The following is a 16,725-nucleotide window of genomic DNA, read 5'->3' as shown; positions in this document are numbered from 1 at the left end:
GTCTGGAAAACGCCTACCGTAGTAGGGTGATTGATAAATGACTACCCCATTTTTGCCTGTGCTTTTGGCTCAAATGCTGTTTTGATGGCGCTTCAGGTCGTTTTGCCCGGTACCTTGCGGTACGCGCAGGCGCTGTAAATCATTCTGTGCGACGAGCGGTCAGCTTCTACAGCAGCCCATCCTGGCAACGGCTCAGGCGTTCATGGGTAAGATTTACGTGGGTAAAAACACACGGCCTGTTGTTGCAGTGGGGTCTTTCTGGTATAAAGCAGCGCTCTTTTCTAGGGGCCCGGTTCCTTCGCTTGTAGGTGTAGCCGGTAAGACCCTAAAGAAACGCGGCGCCTGGCGCCAAATGACTGAGAGATTAAGCGGCCAACCCATGCCGGGTTGGGCATGTGGTTTTAGAGGGCTGAGGCATGTCGAGAGTCTGTCAAGTTACCGGTAAGGGTCCGGTGACTGGGAATAACATTTCCCACGCAAACAACAAAACCCGTCGTCGTTTCCTGCCGAACCTGCAGCATCATCGCTTTTGGGTTGAAGAAGAGAAACGTTTTGTCCGTCTGCGCGTATCTGCCAAAGGCATGCGCATCATCGACAAGCGTGGCATCACTGTCGTGCTCGCTGAAATGCGCCGCGCCGGCACAATCTAAGGAGCTATATCATGCGTGAATTGATTCGAATGATCTCTAGCGCCGGTACTGGTCACTTCTACACTACCGACAAGAACAAGCGTACTACCCCGGACAAGCTCGAAAAGAAAATGTTCGACCCGCGCGTTCGCAAGCACGTGATCTATAAAGAAGGCAAAATCAAGTAATTGGTTTTCTTTCTTGTGAAAAAAGCCCGTATCTCACGATGCGGGCTTTTTTTTGTCTGGATAAAGGCAATCAGCCAAAGGTGATGCCTGTTATCGCGTCCTGATCATCCATCTCCAGGTTGATCCGCTCCGGGCAATAATCGGTGGTGCCGTAATGGCCAGCCCGCACAGGGCGACCACTTTCCTGCTGCACCTCGTGAAGAATGGCCTGTGAGTATTTTTGGCCGATGATGTGCTGAAAATCGTCGATTACCTGTTCATCGGTAAGCCGGTCCATGCTGCCTCCTGCTGTGTTGATCTGTTGCGCTGCCTTGGGTTCAAGGCGGCGCAACAGAGTCGCGCAGGTTCGGTGGGCCAGGGAGGTAGATAAATCAGGCCTTTTCTTCGAACACCACGTAGATCTTGCGGCACGTCTCCAATACCTCCCAGGTGCCGGTAAAGCCTGCTGGAATCACGAAGCGATCACCCGCTCGCAGGGTCTTGGCATTGCCGTCGGTATCGCGCAGTACCGAAACACCCTGGACGATCTCGCAGTACTCATGTTCGCTGTAGTTGACCTTCCACTGCCCGACCTCACCTTCCCAGACCCCGGCGCTCATCTGGCCGCACGGACTGTTGTAGTGGTTGTAAATGGTTTGTTCGGGGTCGCCCTTGAGGATTTTTTCCGCGGCCGGGCGGTAGCGGTCAGGCTCGGTCTTGGCCTGGCTGAAGTCGACAATATTCTGAATGTTCATGAGCGTGTCCCGTCTGGCCTGCGGTTGGAATGGCCAAAGTCTATGTTTATTAAAATGAACATCGCAAGGGTGTTTACGACAGTTATGTCAAATATATTGAAACATCCCTGGCCGCTGGTTTAGGGTGGCGGGTGCCTTGAGCCAAACAGATGGCTGGCCGGGCAAGAATTCTTTGAAGGTACCTGAGTACTCACCAGGCCCTTTGTATTCAATAAGAGGAGGACACTCGCATGACCACCCTGACCCGTGCCGACTGGGAACAACGCGCCAAGGATCTGAAGATCGAAGGCCGCGCCTACATCAATGGCGAATACACCGCAGCTGTTTCCGGTGACACGTTCGAGTGCATCAGCCCGGTCGACGGCCGACTGCTGACCACCGTTGCCAGCTGTGACGTCGCTGACGCCCAGCGCGCCGTTGAAAATGCCCGCGCCACCTTCAATTCCGGCGTCTGGTCGCGCCTGGCGCCGAGCAAACGCAAAGCCACCATGATCCGTTTCGCGGCACTGCTCAAGGCCAATGCCGAAGAGCTGGCGCTGCTGGAAACCCTGGACATGGGCAAACCTATCAGCGACTCCCTGAACATCGACGTCCCCGGCGCGGCGCAAGCCCTGAGCTGGAGCGGCGAGGCCATCGACAAGATCTACGACGAAGTCGCCGCCACTCCCCATGACCAATTGGGTCTGGTGACCCGTGAGCCGGTCGGCGTGGTCGGTGCGATCGTGCCGTGGAACTTCCCGCTGATGATGGCCTGCTGGAAACTCGGGCCGGCGCTGTCCACCGGTAACTCGGTGATCCTCAAGCCGTCTGAAAAGTCGCCACTGACTGCCATCCGCATCGCGGCGCTGGCTGTTGAAGCTGGCATTCCGAAAGGCGTACTCAACGTGCTGCCGGGCTACGGCCACACCGTGGGTAATGCCCTGGCGGTGCACATGGACGTCGATACCCTGGTGTTCACCGGCTCCACCAAAATCGCCAAGCAGTTGCTGATCCGCTCCGGCGAGTCGAACATGAAGCGCGTCTGGCTGGAAGCTGGCGGCAAGAGCCCGAACATCGTGTTTGCCGATGCGCCGGACCTGCAAGCGGCTGCTGAAGCCGCCGCCGGTGCCATTGCTTTCAACCAGGGCGAAGTCTGCACCGCCGGCTCGCGCCTGCTGGTGGAGCGTTCGATCAAGGATAAATTCCTGCCGTTGGTGATCGAGGCCCTCAAGGGCTGGAAGCCGGGCAATCCGCTGGACCCGGCCACTACCGTCGGTGCCTTGGTGGATACCCAGCAGATGAACACCGTGCTGTCGTACATCGAAGCCGGGCATGGCGATGGCGCCAAGCTGGTGGCCGGTGGCAAACGCATATTGCAGGAAACGGGCGGTACCTACGTCGAGCCAACGATTTTCGATGGTGTGACGAACGCGATGCGGATCGCCCAGGAAGAAATCTTCGGCCCAGTGCTGTCGGTGATTGCCTTCGACAGCGTGGAAGAAGCCATCGAGATTGCCAACGACACCCAATACGGCCTCGCCGCTGCGGTGTGGACGTCGAACATCTCCAAGGCTCACCTGACCGCCAAGGCGCTGCGCGCCGGTAGCGTGTGGGTCAACCAATACGATGGCGGCGACATGACCGCACCGTTCGGCGGCTTCAAGCAGTCGGGTAACGGCCGCGACAAATCGCTGCACGCGTTCGACAAGTACACCGAGCTGAAGGCGACCTGGATCAAGTTGTAAGCAACACTCGAGATCCCTGTGGGAGCGGGCTTGCCCGCGATAGCATCACCTCGGTGTGACTGACGCACCGAGGTGCCTGCATCGCGGGCAAGCCCGGCTCCCACAGTATTTTCTGGCGTCTGCAAAATAATCATCCACAGGAGCGTGGAAATGCGTTGGGCGACTTACTTCGCCGTCCTGGCCTCGGTACTGAGCGTGGGCCTGGCCTTGGGCGTGAGCATGCCGCTGGTGTCCTTGCGCCTGGAAAGCTGGGGCTATGGCAGCTTTGCCATTGGCGTAATGGCAGCGATGCCGGCCTTTGGCGTTTTGCTGGGGGCCAAGGTCTCCAGTCGGCTGGCGTCACGCCTGGGCACGGCGAACCTGATGCGCCTGTGCCTGTGGGCCGGTGCTATCTCCATCGGCCTGCTGGCGGTGTTGCCCAGTTACCCGGTGTGGTTGTTGCTGCGACTGATGATTGGGGTTGTCCTCACCATCGTGTTTATCCTCGGCGAGAGCTGGATCAATCAACTGGTCGTCGAGCAATGGCGCGGTCGGCTGGTAGCGCTGTATGGCAGCAGCTATGCCTTGAGCCAGCTGTCGGGGCCGTTGCTGTTGGGCGTCCTGGAGACTGATACCAATGCGGGTATCTGGGTCGGCGTGGGATTGTTGACCTTTTCACCGATCCTGCTGATGGGCCGTTCGGGGGCGCCGACGGCGGAATCCTTCAGCGTGACCTTTGGCGACTTGCTGAACTTTTGTCGAGGCTTACCGGCGATCGCTTGGGCTGTCGCGTTGTTTGCGGCCTTTGAGGCGATGATTCTTACGCTGTTGCCGGTGTATTGCCTGCAGCAAGGCTTCACCGCCGAGATTGCCCTGGCCATGGTCAGTACCGTGGTGGTCGGTGATGCGCTGTTGCAACTGCCTATCGGTGCACTGGCGGATTACCTGCCCCGGCGTACCCTGTTTCTCGGCTGTGCGCTGCTGTTGCTGGCGTCGAGCCTGGCAATTCCAGTGTTGATGGATACGCTGCTGATCTGGCCGGTGTGGGTGCTGTTCGGCGCCAGTGCCGGTGGTTTGTTCACCTTGTCGTTGATCCTGATTGGTGAGCGCTATCGTGACGATGCGCTGGTGCGCGCCAATGCCCACATTGCGCAACTGTGGGGTATCGGCTGCTTGATCGGGCCATTGGCAGCGGGTGCGGGTAGCCAGTGGATCAGTGGGCATGCCTTGCCGCTGTTGATGGCGGCGGGCGCGTTGGGGTTGGTGGTGCTGTTGCTGCGCCAGGGTGCATTCGGCGCAACCCAGCCGGCCTAAAGCATGCGCTCCAGGCCTACGGTGGTGGCGAACCAGGCATTGAACCGGCGCCACCACGTGCCCGGTTCCCGGGTCAGGGTGTGCAACTGGCCGTGGTCTTCAGTCACCCACACCACCTGGCCATCCTGCAGTTTCGCCTGATAGCTCAACTCTGGCGCCATGCCTTCCAGCGCCAGGTTGCGCACGTGCTCGGCCAGTTCCGGACTGTCCACCAGCACCCCGACCTCGGTGTTCCACAGCACTGATCGCGGGTCGAAGTTGAACGAGCCGATAAACGACTTCTCTCGATCAAAGATCATCGCCTTGCTGTGCAGGCTGGAATCGGAGCCATGCAGCGAACCGCTGCGAAACAGATGAGGGCCACTGCCGCCGCCATTCCCCGGTTGGCGGCGCAACTCATAGAGCTTCACCCCATGCTCCAGCAAGGCCTTGCGATAGGGCGCGTAACCGCCATGGACCGCCGGCACATCAGTGGCCTCCAGGGAGTTGGTCAGCAGGCTCACCGACACCCCTGCGTCGGCACGGCCGGTCAGGTACACCAAGCCGGGCTGCCCAGGCACGAAGTAGGCCGAAATCATCATCAGCTCATGGTTGACGCCCTGCAGTTCCGGCGCCAATTGGGTGGTCAGCAGCAACTGTGGATCGGGATCGGCCTTGGCCAGGACTTTGCTCGGCGCGTCCCACAACGCCTGGTTCCAGGCCCAGATCAACTCGTGGCGCCAGATGTTCATGCGCGGCTGGGTCTTGTAGGCCCTCAAGCGGTTGTACAGGGCATGGTTTTGCTGGCGGGATTCGGCAAGAGAGTCTTCCAGGCGCAGGCGGGCGTTGGCCAAGTCTCCTTTCGACGGCGCGCTGGAGATGAAGTCGCCAATGGGCTTGCTCAAGGCGCTGTTCCAGTACTGGTCGAAGCTATGCCCCAACTGCTCGGCCACTGGACCGACGCTGAGCATGTCGATATCGGTGAAGTTCAGGTTGGGTTCGGCATCGAAATACTCATCCCCCAGGTTGCGCCCACCGACGATGGCCGCGCTGTTGTCTGCCAGCCACAATTTGTTATGCATGCGCCGGTGTTGCAGCGACAGGTTGAACAGCCGGCCCATGGCACGCGTCACGCCGGTGCTGCGGCCCAGGTGCAGTGGGTTGAACAGGCGAATCTGGATCTGTGGGTGGGCGGCGAGGGTGGCGATGATCTGGTCCAGGCCGTCGCTGGTAGTGTCGTCCAGCAGGATACGTACACGCACGCCACGGTCGGCGGCCTTAAGTAGTTCATCCACCAGCATCCGCGTGCTGATGCCGTCATGGACGATGTAGTACTGCAAGTCGAGGCTGATCTGGGCGTTGCGGATCAGTTCGGCGCGGGCCATGAAGGCTTCGCTGCTGTTGGGCAGCAGGCGAAAACCGGAGCGGCCCTGATAAGGCGCGGCCTGTGCCTGGATAGAACGGCCGAAGGAGGAATCCTTGGCGGGAATGGCATCGCTCGGGGTGCGCGGCACATCCACAGTCGCGCAGCCGCCCAGACCCAGGACCCCCAGCAGGAAAATCGGTAAAAGCCGTTGGCTCATCAAGGATGTCGGTTCCGAAGCAGGGCGGTTGTCGGCATATGACGGGTATTTCTCGCGAAAGGTCAGTCCTGGCCCTGTTCGGTTTCAGCCAGCAGCTTGATGGCGGCCACACCGACCTTGCGCACGGCCTCTTCAACCTGGGGCGTCGGTTTGGCAGCGTAGTTCATCCGCAGGCAGTTACGGTATTTCCCGGAGGCAGAGAAGATACTGCCCACGGCAATCTGTACGCCTTGGTCGATCAGTACTCGATTGAGCTTCAGTGTGTCGAAACTTTCCGGCAGCTCTACCCACAGCATGAAACTGCCTTGCGGACGGCTGGCCCGGGTGCCGGCGGGGAAGTAGCGGCTGACCCAATCCAGCATCAAGTCGCGGTTGCGCTGGTATTGAGTGCGCATGCGCCGCAAATGGGGCTCGAAATGGCCGCTCTTGAGAAACTCGGCAATGGCGATCTGCGGTTGGGTGGCGGTGGCGCCGGTGCTGATGTATTTCATGTGCAGCACCCGCTCCAGGTAGCGACCGGGCGCGACCCAGCCGATCCGCAGGCCGGGTGCCAGGGTTTTCGAGAACGAGCTGCAGAGCAGGACGCGGCCGTCTTCGTCGAAGGATTTGATGGTGCGCGGTCGCGGGTAGCTGTAGGCCAATTCGCCATACACATCGTCTTCGATGATCGCCACGTCAAAGCGCTGGGCCAAGGTCAGCAGTGCGCGTTTGCGCGACTCCGGCATGATGTAGCCCAGGGGGTTGTTGCAGTTGGGGGTCAGCTGGATGACCTTGATCGGCCACTGCTCCAGGGCCAATTCAAGGGCTTCGAGGCTGATGCCGGTCAATGGGTCGGTAGGAATTTCCAGGGCTTTCATGCCCAGGCCCTTGAGGGTTTGCATGGCGCCGTGGAAGCTCGGCGAGTCCACCGCAACGATATCGCCGGGTTCGCAAATGGCGCGGACACTGGCGGACAGCGCCTCATGGCAGCCGGTGGTGATCACCAGTTCCTGGGGCCCCAGCTGGCAGCCTGAGTCCAGCATCAAGCGGGCAATTTGTTCACGCAACTCTAGGCTGCCGAGGATGGTGTCGTAATACAGGCCTGGCATGTCCTGGCGTCGACTGATGCGGGCCAGGCTGCGGAGCAGGGGTTTCATGGTCGGTGACAATACATCCGGCATGCCCCGGCCCAACTGTATGACGTCTTTGCGTGGCACCGCGCGAATCAGTTCGAGCACTTGGTCCCACTGGGAAATTTCCACCGGCCGCTGGGCCGGACGGCCTACTGCTGGCAACGCCGGTAACTCGCGCCCCACCGGTACAAAATAGCCGGATTTGGGTTTGGGCATCGCCAGGCCGTTGTCTTCCAGCAACCGATAAGCTTGCTGCACGGTGCTCAGGCTGACCCCATGTTCAACACTCAAGGCCCGCACCGAAGGCAGTCGGTCGCCGGGGCGATAGAAGCCTTGTTCGATACGGGTGCCCAACAGTTCGGCGAGGTTTACATAAAGAGTCATGGTGGTCGCTCCCGAGAGACCAGTACAGATAGGCTGAAAATACAGGATTCAGCGGCAGATAGGCAGTATCTGTATGGAATTAATACAGGTCTGTTGAATCTGTCATGGTTTTTGCGGTTGGCTCATCCTGTTCACTCATGGCAACAAGCAAATGAGGGACAGGAAAATGAGCGGTTTGAGCGATGTGCGGCTGGCGTTACACAGTCAGGAACTGGAGGCAGGGCAGGAGCGATTGATGTCGGCGCGCAATACGCGCTCCGGACTCAGCCGATGGGCCTTGTTCTGGCTCCGCCGGCACACGCGTCAAGCCTTGTTGGAACTGACGCCGGAGCAACTACGGGATATCGGCCTGAGTGCCGAACAGGCGCGCCAAGAAGGCCTGAAACCCTTCTGGCGCGGTTGATTCAGACCAGTTCTTTCAACCGGTGCCAGAGCATCCCCAGCGCCAACAGGGGCGAGCGCAAATGCTTGCCGCCAGGGAAGGTGATGTGGGGCACCTTGGCAAACAGATCGAAGCGTCCAGCCTGCTGGCCGCTGATGGCTTCGGCCAGCAGCTTGCCGGCCAGGTGGGTCGCATTGAGGCCGTGGCCAGCGTAGGCCTGGGCGAAATACACATTCGGTTGATCCGCCAACCTGCCGATCTGGGGCAAGCGGTTGGCACCGATGCCGATCATCCCGCCCCATTGGTAGTCGATTTTCGCATCAGCCAATTGCGGGAATACCTGCAGCATCTTCGGGCGCATGTACGCGCCGATGTCCTTCGGATCCCGTCCGGAATAATGACAAGCACCGCCGAACAGCAAGCGCCGGTCGGCTGAAAGCCGGAAGTAATCCACCGTGACCCGCTGATCGCACACCGCCATGTTCTGCGGCAACAGGTCCGCGGCCTGTGCTTCGCTCAAGGGTTCGGTGGCGATGATGTAACTGCCAGCGGGCAGCACTTTACCGCTCAGGTGCGGGTTGAGGCCGTTCAAATAAGCGTTGCATCCCAGCACCAGGGTTTTGGCGCGCACGCTGCCCTGGGCGGTGTGGACCTTGACCTCCGGTCCGTAGTCGATGCGCAGCACTTCGGATTGCTCGAACAGTTTTACGCCCAGCTGTTGGGCGGCGGCGGCTTCACCCAGGGCCAGGTTCAGCGGGTGCAGGTGCCCCGAGCCCATGTCGATCATGCCCCCCACGTACCGGTCGGAACCGATCACGCTGCGCATGTCCGAGGCTTCCAGCAGACGCAGCTCATGGCGATAGCCCAGGCTGCGCAGTTCTTCGGCGTCGGCGGTGAGGCTTTCGAGGTCACGGGGTTTGTTCGCCAGGTCGCAGTAGCCCCAGGTCAGGTCGCAGGCGATCTGTGAACGGTCGACCCGCTGGCGCACGATCTCCACCGCTTCGAGCCCCATCAGTTTCATCTGCCGTACGCCGTCGGTGCCGATGACATTGGTAAACTGATCAAGGCCGTGACCGACGCCGCGAATCAGTTGCCCACCGTTACGTCCGCTGGCACCCCAGCCGACCTTGCGTGCTTCCAGCAGCACGACGCTGAAGCCGCGTTCGGCCAGTTCCAGCGCCGTGTTGAGCCCGGAAAAACCGCCGCCGACCACGCACACATCGGCCATCACTTCTCCCGCCAGCACCGGATAATCAGGCTGGGGCAGGCTGCTGGCGGCGTAGTAGGAGGTGGTGTGCCGGGCGCTGGCGGTCATGGAGAGCATCCGTGTTTGGAAAATTTGACGCAGGATACAGCGGTCGGGCGGAGCTGTCTCGGCGGGGGCTTTTAGGGCAGAATCCACGCCTATTCGTGGTTTGGTATGTGTTTCGATGAGTTGCAACAGTCAGAAAGTCAACGCGATGCGCCGCCAGATTCCCTCGTTTGAGTGTGTCCCTGGCTGCCATGACTGCTGTGGGCCGGTGACCACCTCAACCGAAGAAATGTCGCGCCTGCCCCGTAAGACCGCTGCCGAACAGGAAGCGGCCATGGACGAACTCAACTGCGTACACCTGGGGCCTAACGGCTGCACCGTCTACGACGAGCGGCCGCTGATTTGCCGGCTGTTCGGGACCACGGCGACCTTGCCGTGCCCTAACGGCCGCCGCCCGGTGGAGTTGATCCACCCACGGGTCGAGAAACAGATTCATGAGTACATGGCGAGCACGCGCCAAGTGCTGGTCTGAAGATCATCCTCAGGTTGTAGCCGCTGCCAAGGCACGAGGCTGCGACGAGTTGCGAAGCGACCCTTGAGCGGACACGCATCGCAGTCTCGTGCCTCGGCAGCGGATACAGAAGACCACAGCAGCTTGTGCCCGCAGCTACAGGTTCAATCCGGGATGGGCAGGTTCAAGCTCTCCTTCACCTCTTCCATCACGATATAGCTCTTGGACTCCCGCACATGGGGCAGCTTGAGCAGGATGTCGCCCAGCAGTTTGCGGTACGAAGCCATCTCCGAGATGCGCGCCTTAACCAAGTAGTCGAAATCCCCCGATACCAAATGACACTCCAGCACATGGGGCAGTTTCAGCACGGCGCGTCGGAACTCTTCAAAGGTGTCGCCGGACTTGTAGTCGAGGCTGATCTCGACAAACACCAGCAGGCTGCCCTTCAAGTGCTGCGGATTGAGTCGGGCGTTGTAGCCCATGATGATCCCTTCGCGCTCCAGGCGCCGGACCCGCTCGGTACACGGCGTGGTCGACAGCCCGACCTTTTCCCCCAGCTCTGTGAAGGAAATTCGCCCGTCTGCTTGCAGGATGCGCAGGATGTTGCGGTCGATCTTGTCCAGCTCCCGCTTGGTCTGGGTGTTGGTACGCATAGGGGATGCGCCTCCGTGAAAAGGGTTTTTGCCGAGAATTCTCGCCAAATATAGGCAGTTATATAGTGAAATGCACTGGTGATTGCTTTTTATACTGCGCGTATCTGTGTACTGAACAACAAACGTCAGCGGCCAAGCCGTGATGAGGATATAAAATGCGCGTTCTGGTCTTGGGTAGCGGTGTCATTGGCGTGGCCAGTGCCTACTATTTGGCACGGGCTGGTTTTGAAGTGGTTGTGGTCGACCGTCAGCCGGCAGCTGCCATGGAGACCAGCTTCGCCAACGCCGGGCAAATCTCGCCAGGCTATGCCTCGCCATGGGCTGCCCCGGGCGTTCCGCTCAAAGCCATCAAATGGCTGCTGCAGCGCCACGCACCGCTGGCGATCAAGGCTACGGCCGATATCGACCAATACCTGTGGATGGCGCAGATGCTGCGTAACTGCACCGCCAACCGCTATGCAGTGAACAAAGAGCGCATGGTCCGCCTGTCCGAGTACAGCCGTGATTGCCTCGACGAATTACGCGCAGAAACCGGTATTGCCTACGAAGGCCGTAGCCTGGGGACGACTCAACTGTTTCGCACCCAGGCCCAGCTCGACGGCGCGGCCAAGGACATTGCGGTCCTGAAAGAGTCCGGCGTACCGTTCGAACTGTTGGACCGTGCCGGCATTGCCCGCGTCGAGCCTGCCCTGGCCAACGTCACCGATATCCTCGCCGGTGCCTTGCGCCTGCCGAACGATCAGACCGGCGACTGCCAGATGTTCACCACCCGTCTTGCCGAAATGTGCAAGCAATTGGGTGTCGAATTCCGCTTCGAGCAAGACATTCAGCGCCTGGACTACGCCGGTGATCGCATCAACGGTGTGTGGGTCGACGGCAAGCTGGAAACTGCCGACCGTTACGTGTTGGCGCTGGGCAGTTACTCGCCGCAGTTGCTCAAGCCTTTGGGGATCAAGGCGCCGGTGTACCCGCTCAAGGGCTACTCGATGACTGTGCCGATCACCAACCCGGCGATGGCTCCGACCTCGACCATTCTCGACGAAACCTACAAGGTGGCGATCACCCGATTCGACAATCGCATTCGCATTGGCGGCATGGCTGAAATAGCTGGTTTTGACCTGTCGCTGAACCCGCGTCGGCGTGAAACCCTGGAGATGATCGTCAACGACCTTTATCCTCAGGGCGGCGACCTGAGCCAAGCCAGTTTCTGGACCGGCCTGCGCCCAACCACGCCAGACGGCACGCCGATTGTGGGGGCCACCCCATTCAAAAACCTGTTCTTGAACACCGGCCACGGCACCCTCGGCTGGACCATGGCCTGTGGCTCTGGTCGTTTGCTCGCGGACTTGATGGCGAAAAAAACGCCGCAGATCAGTGCCGAAGGCCTCGATATTTCCCGTTACGGCAACCACCAGGAGTCTGCAAAACATGTCAATCCAGCGCCAGCTCACCAATGAGCGCATGAGTCAGATTGTTGTCCACAGCGGTACCGTGTATCTGGCGGGGCAGGTCGGCGACGACATGAACGCCGGGATTGAACAGCAGACCCGTGAAACCCTCGGCAATATCGAGCGTTTGCTGGATCTGGCCGGTACCGACAAGAGCAAGCTGCTGTCGGTGACGATCTACCTGAAAGACATTGATGCCGATTTCGCCGGCATGAACGCGGTGTGGGACAAGTGGCTGCCAAAAGGCGTCGCCCCGGCCCGTGCCACAGTTGAAGCAAAGCTCTGCGAACCGGAAATCCTGGTTGAGCTGTCGGTCGTGGCCGCTCTGCCTTAAGTAAAATCCCTCTCCCGGTGCCGGCGCTGTCGGTCGGTACCGGTTTTTCTTCCCCTTGCCGCCTAGAAGCCTGCCGCCATGCGTCCTGCCCGTGCCCTGATTGACCTTCAAGCCCTGCGCCACAACTACCAACTGGCCCGTGAAATCACGGGGGCCAAGGCCCTCGCGGTGATCAAGGCTGATGCCTACGGCCATGGCGCCGTGCGCGTTGCCCAGGCGCTGGAAGCCGAGGCCAATGGGTTTGCTGTGGCCTGCATCGAGGAAGCACTGGAATTGCGGGCCGCCGGGATTCGCGCGCCGGTACTGTTGCTGGAAGGCTTTTTCGAGGCTGACGAGCTGCCGCTGATCATCGAGCATGACTTCTGGTGTGTGGTGCATTCGCTGTGGCAATTGGAGGCGATCGAGCAGGCTCGCCTGAGCAAGCCGCTGACCGTCTGGCTCAAGCTGGATTCGGGCATGCACCGGGTCGGCCTGCACCCCAAGGATTTCCAGGAGGCTTATCAGCGACTGCTGGCCAGCGGCAAAGTGGCCAAGATCGTCTTGATGAGCCACTTCGCTCGCGCTGACGAGCTCGATTGTGTTCGCAGCAATGAACAAGTGGCGGTATTTGAAGCGGCGCGCCAAGGCCTGTCGGCCGAGGTCAGCCTGCGCAACTCGCCGTCGGTGATGGGCTGGCCGAACGTCTCCAGTGATTGGGTTCGCCCAGGCATCATGCTCTACGGTGCCACGCCCTTTGGTGAAGACCAGGCGATCGCCGCACGTTTGCAGCCGGTGATGACCCTGGAGTCGAAAGTCATCTGCGTACGTGAACTGCCGGCGGGTGAGCCGGTGGGCTATGGCGCCAGGTTCGTCACGCCCAAACCGATGCGCATCGGGGTGGTGGCCATGGGTTATGCCGACGGCTACCCACGCCATGCGCCGACCGGTACGCCAGTGCTGGTGGCGGGGCAGCGCAGCCAATTGCTCGGTCGCGTGTCGATGGACATGCTGTGTGTCGACCTGACCGACGTCCCCCAGGCCGGGCTTGGCTCCACCGTCGAGCTGTGGGGCAAAAACATCCTCGCCAGTGACGTTGCTACCGCTGCCGAGACCATCCCCTATCAGATTTTCTGCAACCTGCGACGAGTGCCGCGGCTCTATTCCGGCACTTAACCGCCGGCTACGAACAGAGCAGCTCAGGATTTAGGTCCAAGTGTTGTAAATACTGAACGCTGTCGCCATGATAACGCTCAATTTCTTTACGACCTGAATCCTAGGAGGCTCCTGCATTGGACGTCGGCGAACGACTGCAATCCATCCGTAAACTGAAAGGTCTTTCCCAGCGCGAGCTTGCCAAGCGTGCGGGTGTCACCAACAGCACCATCTCGATGATCGAGAAAAACAGCGTCAGCCCCTCCATCAGTTCCTTGCGAAAGGTGCTGGGTGGCATTCCCATGTCCATGGTCGAGTTCTTTTCCGAGGAGATCCTCCAGGAAAAACCGACCCAGATCGTCTATAAAGCCAATGAGCTGATCGACATCTCCGACGGCGCCGTCACCATGAAACTGGTGGGCCGGGCGCATCCGAGCCGGGCGATTGCGTTTCTCAACGAGATCTACCCGCCAGGCGCTGACACGGGTGAAGAAATGCTCACCCACGAAGGTGAGGAGACCGGGATTCTGGTGGAAGGTCGCCTGGAGTTGGTGGTCGGTCTTGAAATTTTTGTGCTCGAAGCCGGCGATAGCTACTACTTTGAAAGCACCAAGCCGCACCGTTTTCGCAATCCGTTCGATGTGCCGGCGCGACTAATCAGCGCAGCCACACCCGCGAACTTTTAAGAAGAGAGGCGTCCTGCTTGCATGGCAGAGGTGCCCGACGCAGTATTCCGTCGTGATGAATCTCCCCTTGGATAATAGGGTTGTTTCAGCGGGGCGGGCTAACCGTTATACTTTCGCCGCCTGCGAAACCGTGGCCGCAGGCGTGAATAGCCACCATTGAGGGTGAACGCGTGAACCTAATTATGAAAATGCTGGCTGCACCAGCAACCGTACTGGCCCTATGGGCTGTCAGCGCTCAAGCTGCGACCAATGATGAGATTGCCAAGCGCCTGGAGCCTGTGGGCCAAGTCTGCGTCCAGGGGCAAGAGTGCAAGGGGATGGAAGTCGCTGTAGCCGCAGGCGGCGGTGGCGGCGCGAAAACGCCGGATGATGTGATTGCCAAACACTGCAACGCTTGCCACGGTACCGGCCTGTTGGGTGCACCGAAAATTGGTGACAGTGCCGCCTGGAAAGACCGTGCCGACCACCAAGGTGGCCTCGACGGTCTGCTGGCCAAGGCCATCACCGGCCTGAACGCCATGCCGCCAAAAGGCACCTGTACCGATTGCTCGGATGACGAGCTCAAGGGCGCAATCGAGAAGATGTCTGGCTTGAAATAAGCCGATCTTCGCTAAAAAAGCCGCTGACCAGCGGCTTTTTTGTGCCCGCGATTTTTCGTTAGAGGCTGTTCTTTGCAGCAAAGACCCGGCAAGCTCGGTCGAACCCCAATTCATGGAATGTTCGGGAGGGTCGGATGGTGCAGTTGTGTTCAATCGAGCAAGCGGTCGATGACGTACTGGCGCGGTTGCCGGCGCATATTCATATGGGCATGCCCCTGGGCCTGGGCAAGCCCAACCTGTTCGCCAATGCGCTGTACCGGCGCATCGCCAAACTGCCGGACCGGGCGCTGACGATCTATACGGCCTTGAGCCTGGGCCGTCCGACCATGGGCGACGGTTTGCAGAAACGCTTCCTCGGCCCCTTTATCGAACGGGTTTTCGGCGACTATCCGGAGCTGGATTTTCTTGCCGACCTGCACAAGGACAGCCTGCCGGCGAATATCCACGTCGAACAGTTCTTCATGCAACCTGGCAGTCTGCTCAACAGCGCCCCGGCGCAGCAGGACTATGTCAGCAGCAACTACAGCCATGCCGCCCGAGACATCAATGCCGCCGGTTTGAACCTGGTGGCGCAATTGGTGGCCAGCAGCAGCGAACACCCGGATCGCTTGAGCCTTAGCTGTAACCCCGACATCACCCTCGACCTGCTGCCGATGATCGCCAAGCGCCGCGAGACGGGGGAGACCATTTTGGTGGTCGGCCAGGTCCACGGCGACTTGCCGTACATGCCCGGTGACGCCGAGCTGGGCATGGATGAGTTCGACTTCCTGATTGATGAGAAAGACAGCACCACGCTGTTCTCCACGCCGAACATGCCGGTGGGCTGCCAGGACCACTTTATCGGCCTGCACGCCAGCACCCTGGTGCGTGATGGTGGCACCTTGCAGATTGGTATCGGCTCCATGGGCGATGCGCTGACGGCTGCCTTGCTGGCACGTCAGGCGGACAACGAAGCGTATCGCCAGTTGCTCAGCGATCTGGATGTGTACCAGTGGGCGCCGCTGATCAGCCGGGAGGGCGGGGTCGAGCCCTTCGCTCGTGGTCTTTACGGCTGCAGCGAAATGTTCGTCAACGGCTTGCTGGTGCTGGCGGATGCCGGGATTGTCCGCCGCAAGGTTTATCCGGATGTCGCGACCCAGGAACGGGCCAACGCCGGCACTCTGGACGAGGCTGCGCAGCCCGACGGAATCTCGGTACATGGCGGCTTCTTCCTGGGGCCGCGCAGCTTTTATGACCGCTTGCGGGACCTACCGCAGAGCAAGCGCCTTGAATTCAACATGACCCGTATCAGCTACATCAACGAGCTGTACGGGCAGGAAGAGCTCAAGCGTTTGCAGCGTCTGGATGCACGGTTTATCAACAGTGCCTTTACCGTGACTCTGTTGGGCGCGGGGGTGGCGGACCAGTTGGAAGACGGTCGGGTGTTGAGTGGTGTGGGTGGGCAATACAACTTTGTTGCCCAGGGCCATGCCCTGGAGGGCGCGCGTTCGATTCTGATTCTGCGCAGTTGGCGTGAGTCGGCTGGGGAGGTCAGTTCCAATATCGTCTGGGAGTACGGCCACTGCACCATTCCCCGGCACCTGCGGGACATCGTCATCACGGAATATGGCATTGCCGATTTGCGTGGGCAGACCGATGCCAAGGTGATTGAGGCGCTGCTGAACATCACCGACTCGCGGTTCCAGGAAGCGTTGATCGAACAGGCGCAAAAGGCCGGCAAGCTGCCGAAGAATTTTCAGCTGAATCCGCGTTTTGCCGACAATACGCCGGAGCGTTTGCAGGCGATCCAGGCGCGGCATCCACGGTTGTTCCCGGAGTATCCGTTGGGCTGTGATTTCACCGATGAAGAGCGGGATTTGTTGCGAGCGTTGAACTGGCTCAAGAGCAAATTCAAGCTGACGGAGATTTTCGAGCTGGGCAAGGCGGCACTGGATGCACCGGAGCCGGAGGCGTTTCCCGAGCATTTGCAGCGGATGGGGTTGGCGAAGCCGGATGGGTTGAAAGAGGACCTATATCAGCGGCTGTTGTTGGCCGGCTTACAGGCGACCGCGCATTAGCAGACAACACAAATCAAATGTGGGAGCTGGCTTGCCTGCGAATGCA

General features: G+C 60.0%; 18 protein-coding genes. 12 read left to right on the top strand and 6 right to left on the bottom strand.

From position 1 onward, the window contains the following. The first annotated feature begins 416 nt into the window (after nucleotides 1-416). Both rpmB and rpmG read left to right on the top strand, forming a co-directional pair. A complete protein-coding gene (gene rpmB, locus HKK55_RS24700; RefSeq protein WP_154741347.1) occupies nucleotides 417-650 on the top strand; it encodes a 50S ribosomal protein L28 in 234 nt (77 codons plus the stop codon). Between the two features lie 11 nt (nucleotides 651-661). Further along, entirely contained in the window at nucleotides 662-817 is a 156-nt protein-coding gene (gene rpmG / locus HKK55_RS24695) for a 50S ribosomal protein L33 (RefSeq protein ID WP_003176906.1), read from the top strand. A 70-nt stretch (nucleotides 818-887) separates the two neighbouring features. On the opposite strand, the gene HKK55_RS24690 is transcribed toward rpmG, so the two are convergent. Both HKK55_RS24690 and HKK55_RS24685 read right to left on the bottom strand, forming a co-directional pair. Further along, nucleotides 888-1,094: an I78 family peptidase inhibitor gene (locus HKK55_RS24690; RefSeq protein ID WP_169356988.1), complete on the bottom strand. Its 207-nt coding sequence runs from the start codon at nucleotides 1,092-1,094 to the stop codon at nucleotides 888-890. A 94-nt stretch (nucleotides 1,095-1,188) separates the two neighbouring features. Further along, nucleotides 1,189-1,551, bottom strand: a complete 363-nt coding sequence (locus HKK55_RS24685; RefSeq protein WP_169356987.1) for a cupin domain-containing protein — start codon at nucleotides 1,549-1,551, stop codon at nucleotides 1,189-1,191. Nucleotides 1,552-1,781: 230 nt separating this feature from the next. On the opposite strand from HKK55_RS24685, the gene HKK55_RS24680 reads away from it, so the two are divergent. Both HKK55_RS24680 and HKK55_RS24675 read left to right on the top strand, forming a co-directional pair. Beyond that, nucleotides 1,782-3,275: an aldehyde dehydrogenase gene (locus tag HKK55_RS24680; protein WP_169356986.1), complete on the top strand. Its 1,494-nt coding sequence runs from the start codon at nucleotides 1,782-1,784 to the stop codon at nucleotides 3,273-3,275. Nucleotides 3,276-3,425: 150 nt separating this feature from the next. Next, a complete protein-coding gene (locus tag HKK55_RS24675) occupies nucleotides 3,426-4,568 on the top strand; it encodes an MFS transporter (protein ID WP_169356985.1) in 1,143 nt (380 codons plus the stop codon). Here the strand turns inward: HKK55_RS24675 and HKK55_RS24670 are convergent. Next, complete coding sequence (locus tag HKK55_RS24670; protein WP_169356984.1) at nucleotides 4,565-6,130, bottom strand: phospholipase D family protein; 1,566 nt, start codon at nucleotides 6,128-6,130, stop codon at nucleotides 4,565-4,567. The two genes, HKK55_RS24675 and HKK55_RS24670, sit on opposite strands and share 4 nt — an antisense overlap. Before the next feature lie 62 nt (nucleotides 6,131-6,192). Further along, a complete protein-coding gene (locus HKK55_RS24665) occupies nucleotides 6,193-7,626 on the bottom strand; it encodes a PLP-dependent aminotransferase family protein (protein WP_169356983.1) in 1,434 nt (477 codons plus the stop codon). 166 nt (nucleotides 7,627-7,792) lie between these two features. Between HKK55_RS24665 and HKK55_RS24660 the strand changes: the two genes are divergently transcribed. Further along, the gene (locus tag HKK55_RS24660; protein ID WP_169356982.1) at nucleotides 7,793-8,029 is read left to right on the top strand and encodes a DUF1127 domain-containing protein; all 237 of its coding nucleotides are present in this window, start codon (nucleotides 7,793-7,795) and stop codon (nucleotides 8,027-8,029) included. A gap of 1 nt (nucleotide 8,030) precedes the next feature. Here the strand turns inward: HKK55_RS24660 and HKK55_RS24655 are convergent, their stop codons facing one another. After that, nucleotides 8,031-9,323 (bottom strand): FAD-binding oxidoreductase, encoded by a 1,293-nt coding sequence (locus tag HKK55_RS24655; protein WP_169356981.1) that lies wholly within the window; start codon nucleotides 9,321-9,323, stop codon nucleotides 8,031-8,033. A 115-nt stretch (nucleotides 9,324-9,438) separates the two neighbouring features. Between HKK55_RS24655 and HKK55_RS24650 the strand changes: the two genes are divergently transcribed. Continuing rightward, a complete protein-coding gene (locus HKK55_RS24650) occupies nucleotides 9,439-9,792 on the top strand; it encodes a YkgJ family cysteine cluster protein (protein ID WP_169356980.1) in 354 nt (117 codons plus the stop codon). A 143-nt stretch (nucleotides 9,793-9,935) separates the two neighbouring features. On the opposite strand, the gene HKK55_RS24645 is transcribed toward HKK55_RS24650, so the two are convergent. Continuing rightward, the gene (locus HKK55_RS24645; protein WP_003206849.1) at nucleotides 9,936-10,424 is read right to left on the bottom strand and encodes an Lrp/AsnC ligand binding domain-containing protein; all 489 of its coding nucleotides are present in this window, start codon (nucleotides 10,422-10,424) and stop codon (nucleotides 9,936-9,938) included. A gap of 155 nt (nucleotides 10,425-10,579) precedes the next feature. On the opposite strand from HKK55_RS24645, the gene dadA reads away from it, so the two are divergent. The 6 genes from dadA to HKK55_RS24615 all read left to right on the top strand — a co-directional run bounded on the left by dadA (nucleotide 10,580) and on the right by HKK55_RS24615 (nucleotide 16,679). After that, complete coding sequence (gene dadA / locus HKK55_RS24640; RefSeq protein WP_169356979.1) at nucleotides 10,580-11,881, top strand: D-amino acid dehydrogenase; 1,302 nt, start codon at nucleotides 10,580-10,582, stop codon at nucleotides 11,879-11,881. After that, the gene (locus HKK55_RS24635) at nucleotides 11,853-12,206 is read left to right on the top strand and encodes a RidA family protein (protein WP_169356978.1); all 354 of its coding nucleotides are present in this window, start codon (nucleotides 11,853-11,855) and stop codon (nucleotides 12,204-12,206) included. The genes dadA and HKK55_RS24635 overlap by 29 nt, the downstream gene beginning before the upstream one ends. Nucleotides 12,207-12,284: 78 nt before the next feature. Then, nucleotides 12,285-13,358 (top strand): alanine racemase, encoded by a 1,074-nt coding sequence (gene alr, locus HKK55_RS24630; RefSeq protein WP_169356977.1) that lies wholly within the window; start codon nucleotides 12,285-12,287, stop codon nucleotides 13,356-13,358. A gap of 116 nt (nucleotides 13,359-13,474) precedes the next feature. Beyond that, on the top strand, nucleotides 13,475-14,023 hold the full coding sequence (locus HKK55_RS24625; RefSeq protein ID WP_155582465.1) for a cupin domain-containing protein: 549 nt from the start codon (nucleotides 13,475-13,477) through the stop codon (nucleotides 14,021-14,023). Nucleotides 14,024-14,205: 182 nt separating this feature from the next. Next, nucleotides 14,206-14,622 carry a cytochrome c5 family protein gene (locus tag HKK55_RS24620; protein ID WP_169357947.1) on the top strand — a complete coding sequence of 139 codons (417 nt, stop codon included), beginning with the start codon at nucleotides 14,206-14,208 and terminating at the stop codon, nucleotides 14,620-14,622. 134 nt (nucleotides 14,623-14,756) lie between these two features. Next, the gene (locus HKK55_RS24615) at nucleotides 14,757-16,679 is read left to right on the top strand and encodes an acetyl-CoA hydrolase/transferase family protein (RefSeq protein ID WP_169356976.1); all 1,923 of its coding nucleotides are present in this window, start codon (nucleotides 14,757-14,759) and stop codon (nucleotides 16,677-16,679) included. Nucleotides 16,680-16,725 lie beyond the last annotated feature (46 nt).

It is taken from the genome of Pseudomonas sp. ADAK18 (genome assembly GCF_012935695.1).
Taxonomy (GTDB): domain Bacteria; phylum Pseudomonadota; class Gammaproteobacteria; order Pseudomonadales; family Pseudomonadaceae; genus Aquipseudomonas.
The sequence above is the reverse complement of the archived record's forward strand: the minus strand, read 5'-3'. Positions and strand labels throughout refer to the sequence as shown.

Bases quoted from the DNA above. Each gene is read 5' to 3' on its own strand.
- HKK55_RS24665 (WP_169356983.1), bottom strand. From the start codon at position 7,626: ATGACTCTTTATGTAAACCTCGCCGAACTGTTGGGCACCCGTATCGAA.
- dadA (WP_169356979.1), top strand. From the start codon at position 10,580: ATGCGCGTTCTGGTCTTGGGTAGCGGTGTCATTGGCGTGGCCAGTGCC.
- HKK55_RS24685 (WP_169356987.1), bottom strand. From the start codon at position 1,551: ATGAACATTCAGAATATTGTCGACTTCAGCCAGGCCAAGACCGAGCCT.
- HKK55_RS24655 (WP_169356981.1), bottom strand. From the start codon at position 9,323: ATGACCGCCAGCGCCCGGCACACCACCTCCTACTACGCCGCCAGCAGC.
- HKK55_RS24635 (WP_169356978.1), top strand. From the start codon at position 11,853: ATGTCAATCCAGCGCCAGCTCACCAATGAGCGCATGAGTCAGATTGTT.
- HKK55_RS24675 (WP_169356985.1), top strand. From the start codon at position 3,426: ATGCGTTGGGCGACTTACTTCGCCGTCCTGGCCTCGGTACTGAGCGTG.
- HKK55_RS24615 (WP_169356976.1), top strand. From the start codon at position 14,757: ATGGTGCAGTTGTGTTCAATCGAGCAAGCGGTCGATGACGTACTGGCG.
- HKK55_RS24690 (WP_169356988.1), bottom strand. From the start codon at position 1,094: ATGGACCGGCTTACCGATGAACAGGTAATCGACGATTTTCAGCACATC.
- rpmG (WP_003176906.1), top strand. From the start codon at position 662: ATGCGTGAATTGATTCGAATGATCTCTAGCGCCGGTACTGGTCACTTC.
- HKK55_RS24680 (WP_169356986.1), top strand. From the start codon at position 1,782: ATGACCACCCTGACCCGTGCCGACTGGGAACAACGCGCCAAGGATCTG.
- HKK55_RS24660 (WP_169356982.1), top strand. From the start codon at position 7,793: ATGAGCGGTTTGAGCGATGTGCGGCTGGCGTTACACAGTCAGGAACTG.
- HKK55_RS24620 (WP_169357947.1), top strand. From the start codon at position 14,206: ATGAAAATGCTGGCTGCACCAGCAACCGTACTGGCCCTATGGGCTGTC.
- HKK55_RS24645 (WP_003206849.1), bottom strand. From the start codon at position 10,424: ATGCGTACCAACACCCAGACCAAGCGGGAGCTGGACAAGATCGACCGC.
- alr (WP_169356977.1), top strand. From the start codon at position 12,285: ATGCGTCCTGCCCGTGCCCTGATTGACCTTCAAGCCCTGCGCCACAAC.
- HKK55_RS24650 (WP_169356980.1), top strand. From the start codon at position 9,439: ATGAGTTGCAACAGTCAGAAAGTCAACGCGATGCGCCGCCAGATTCCC.
- HKK55_RS24670 (WP_169356984.1), bottom strand. From the start codon at position 6,130: ATGAGCCAACGGCTTTTACCGATTTTCCTGCTGGGGGTCCTGGGTCTG.
- rpmB (WP_154741347.1), top strand. From the start codon at position 417: ATGTCGAGAGTCTGTCAAGTTACCGGTAAGGGTCCGGTGACTGGGAAT.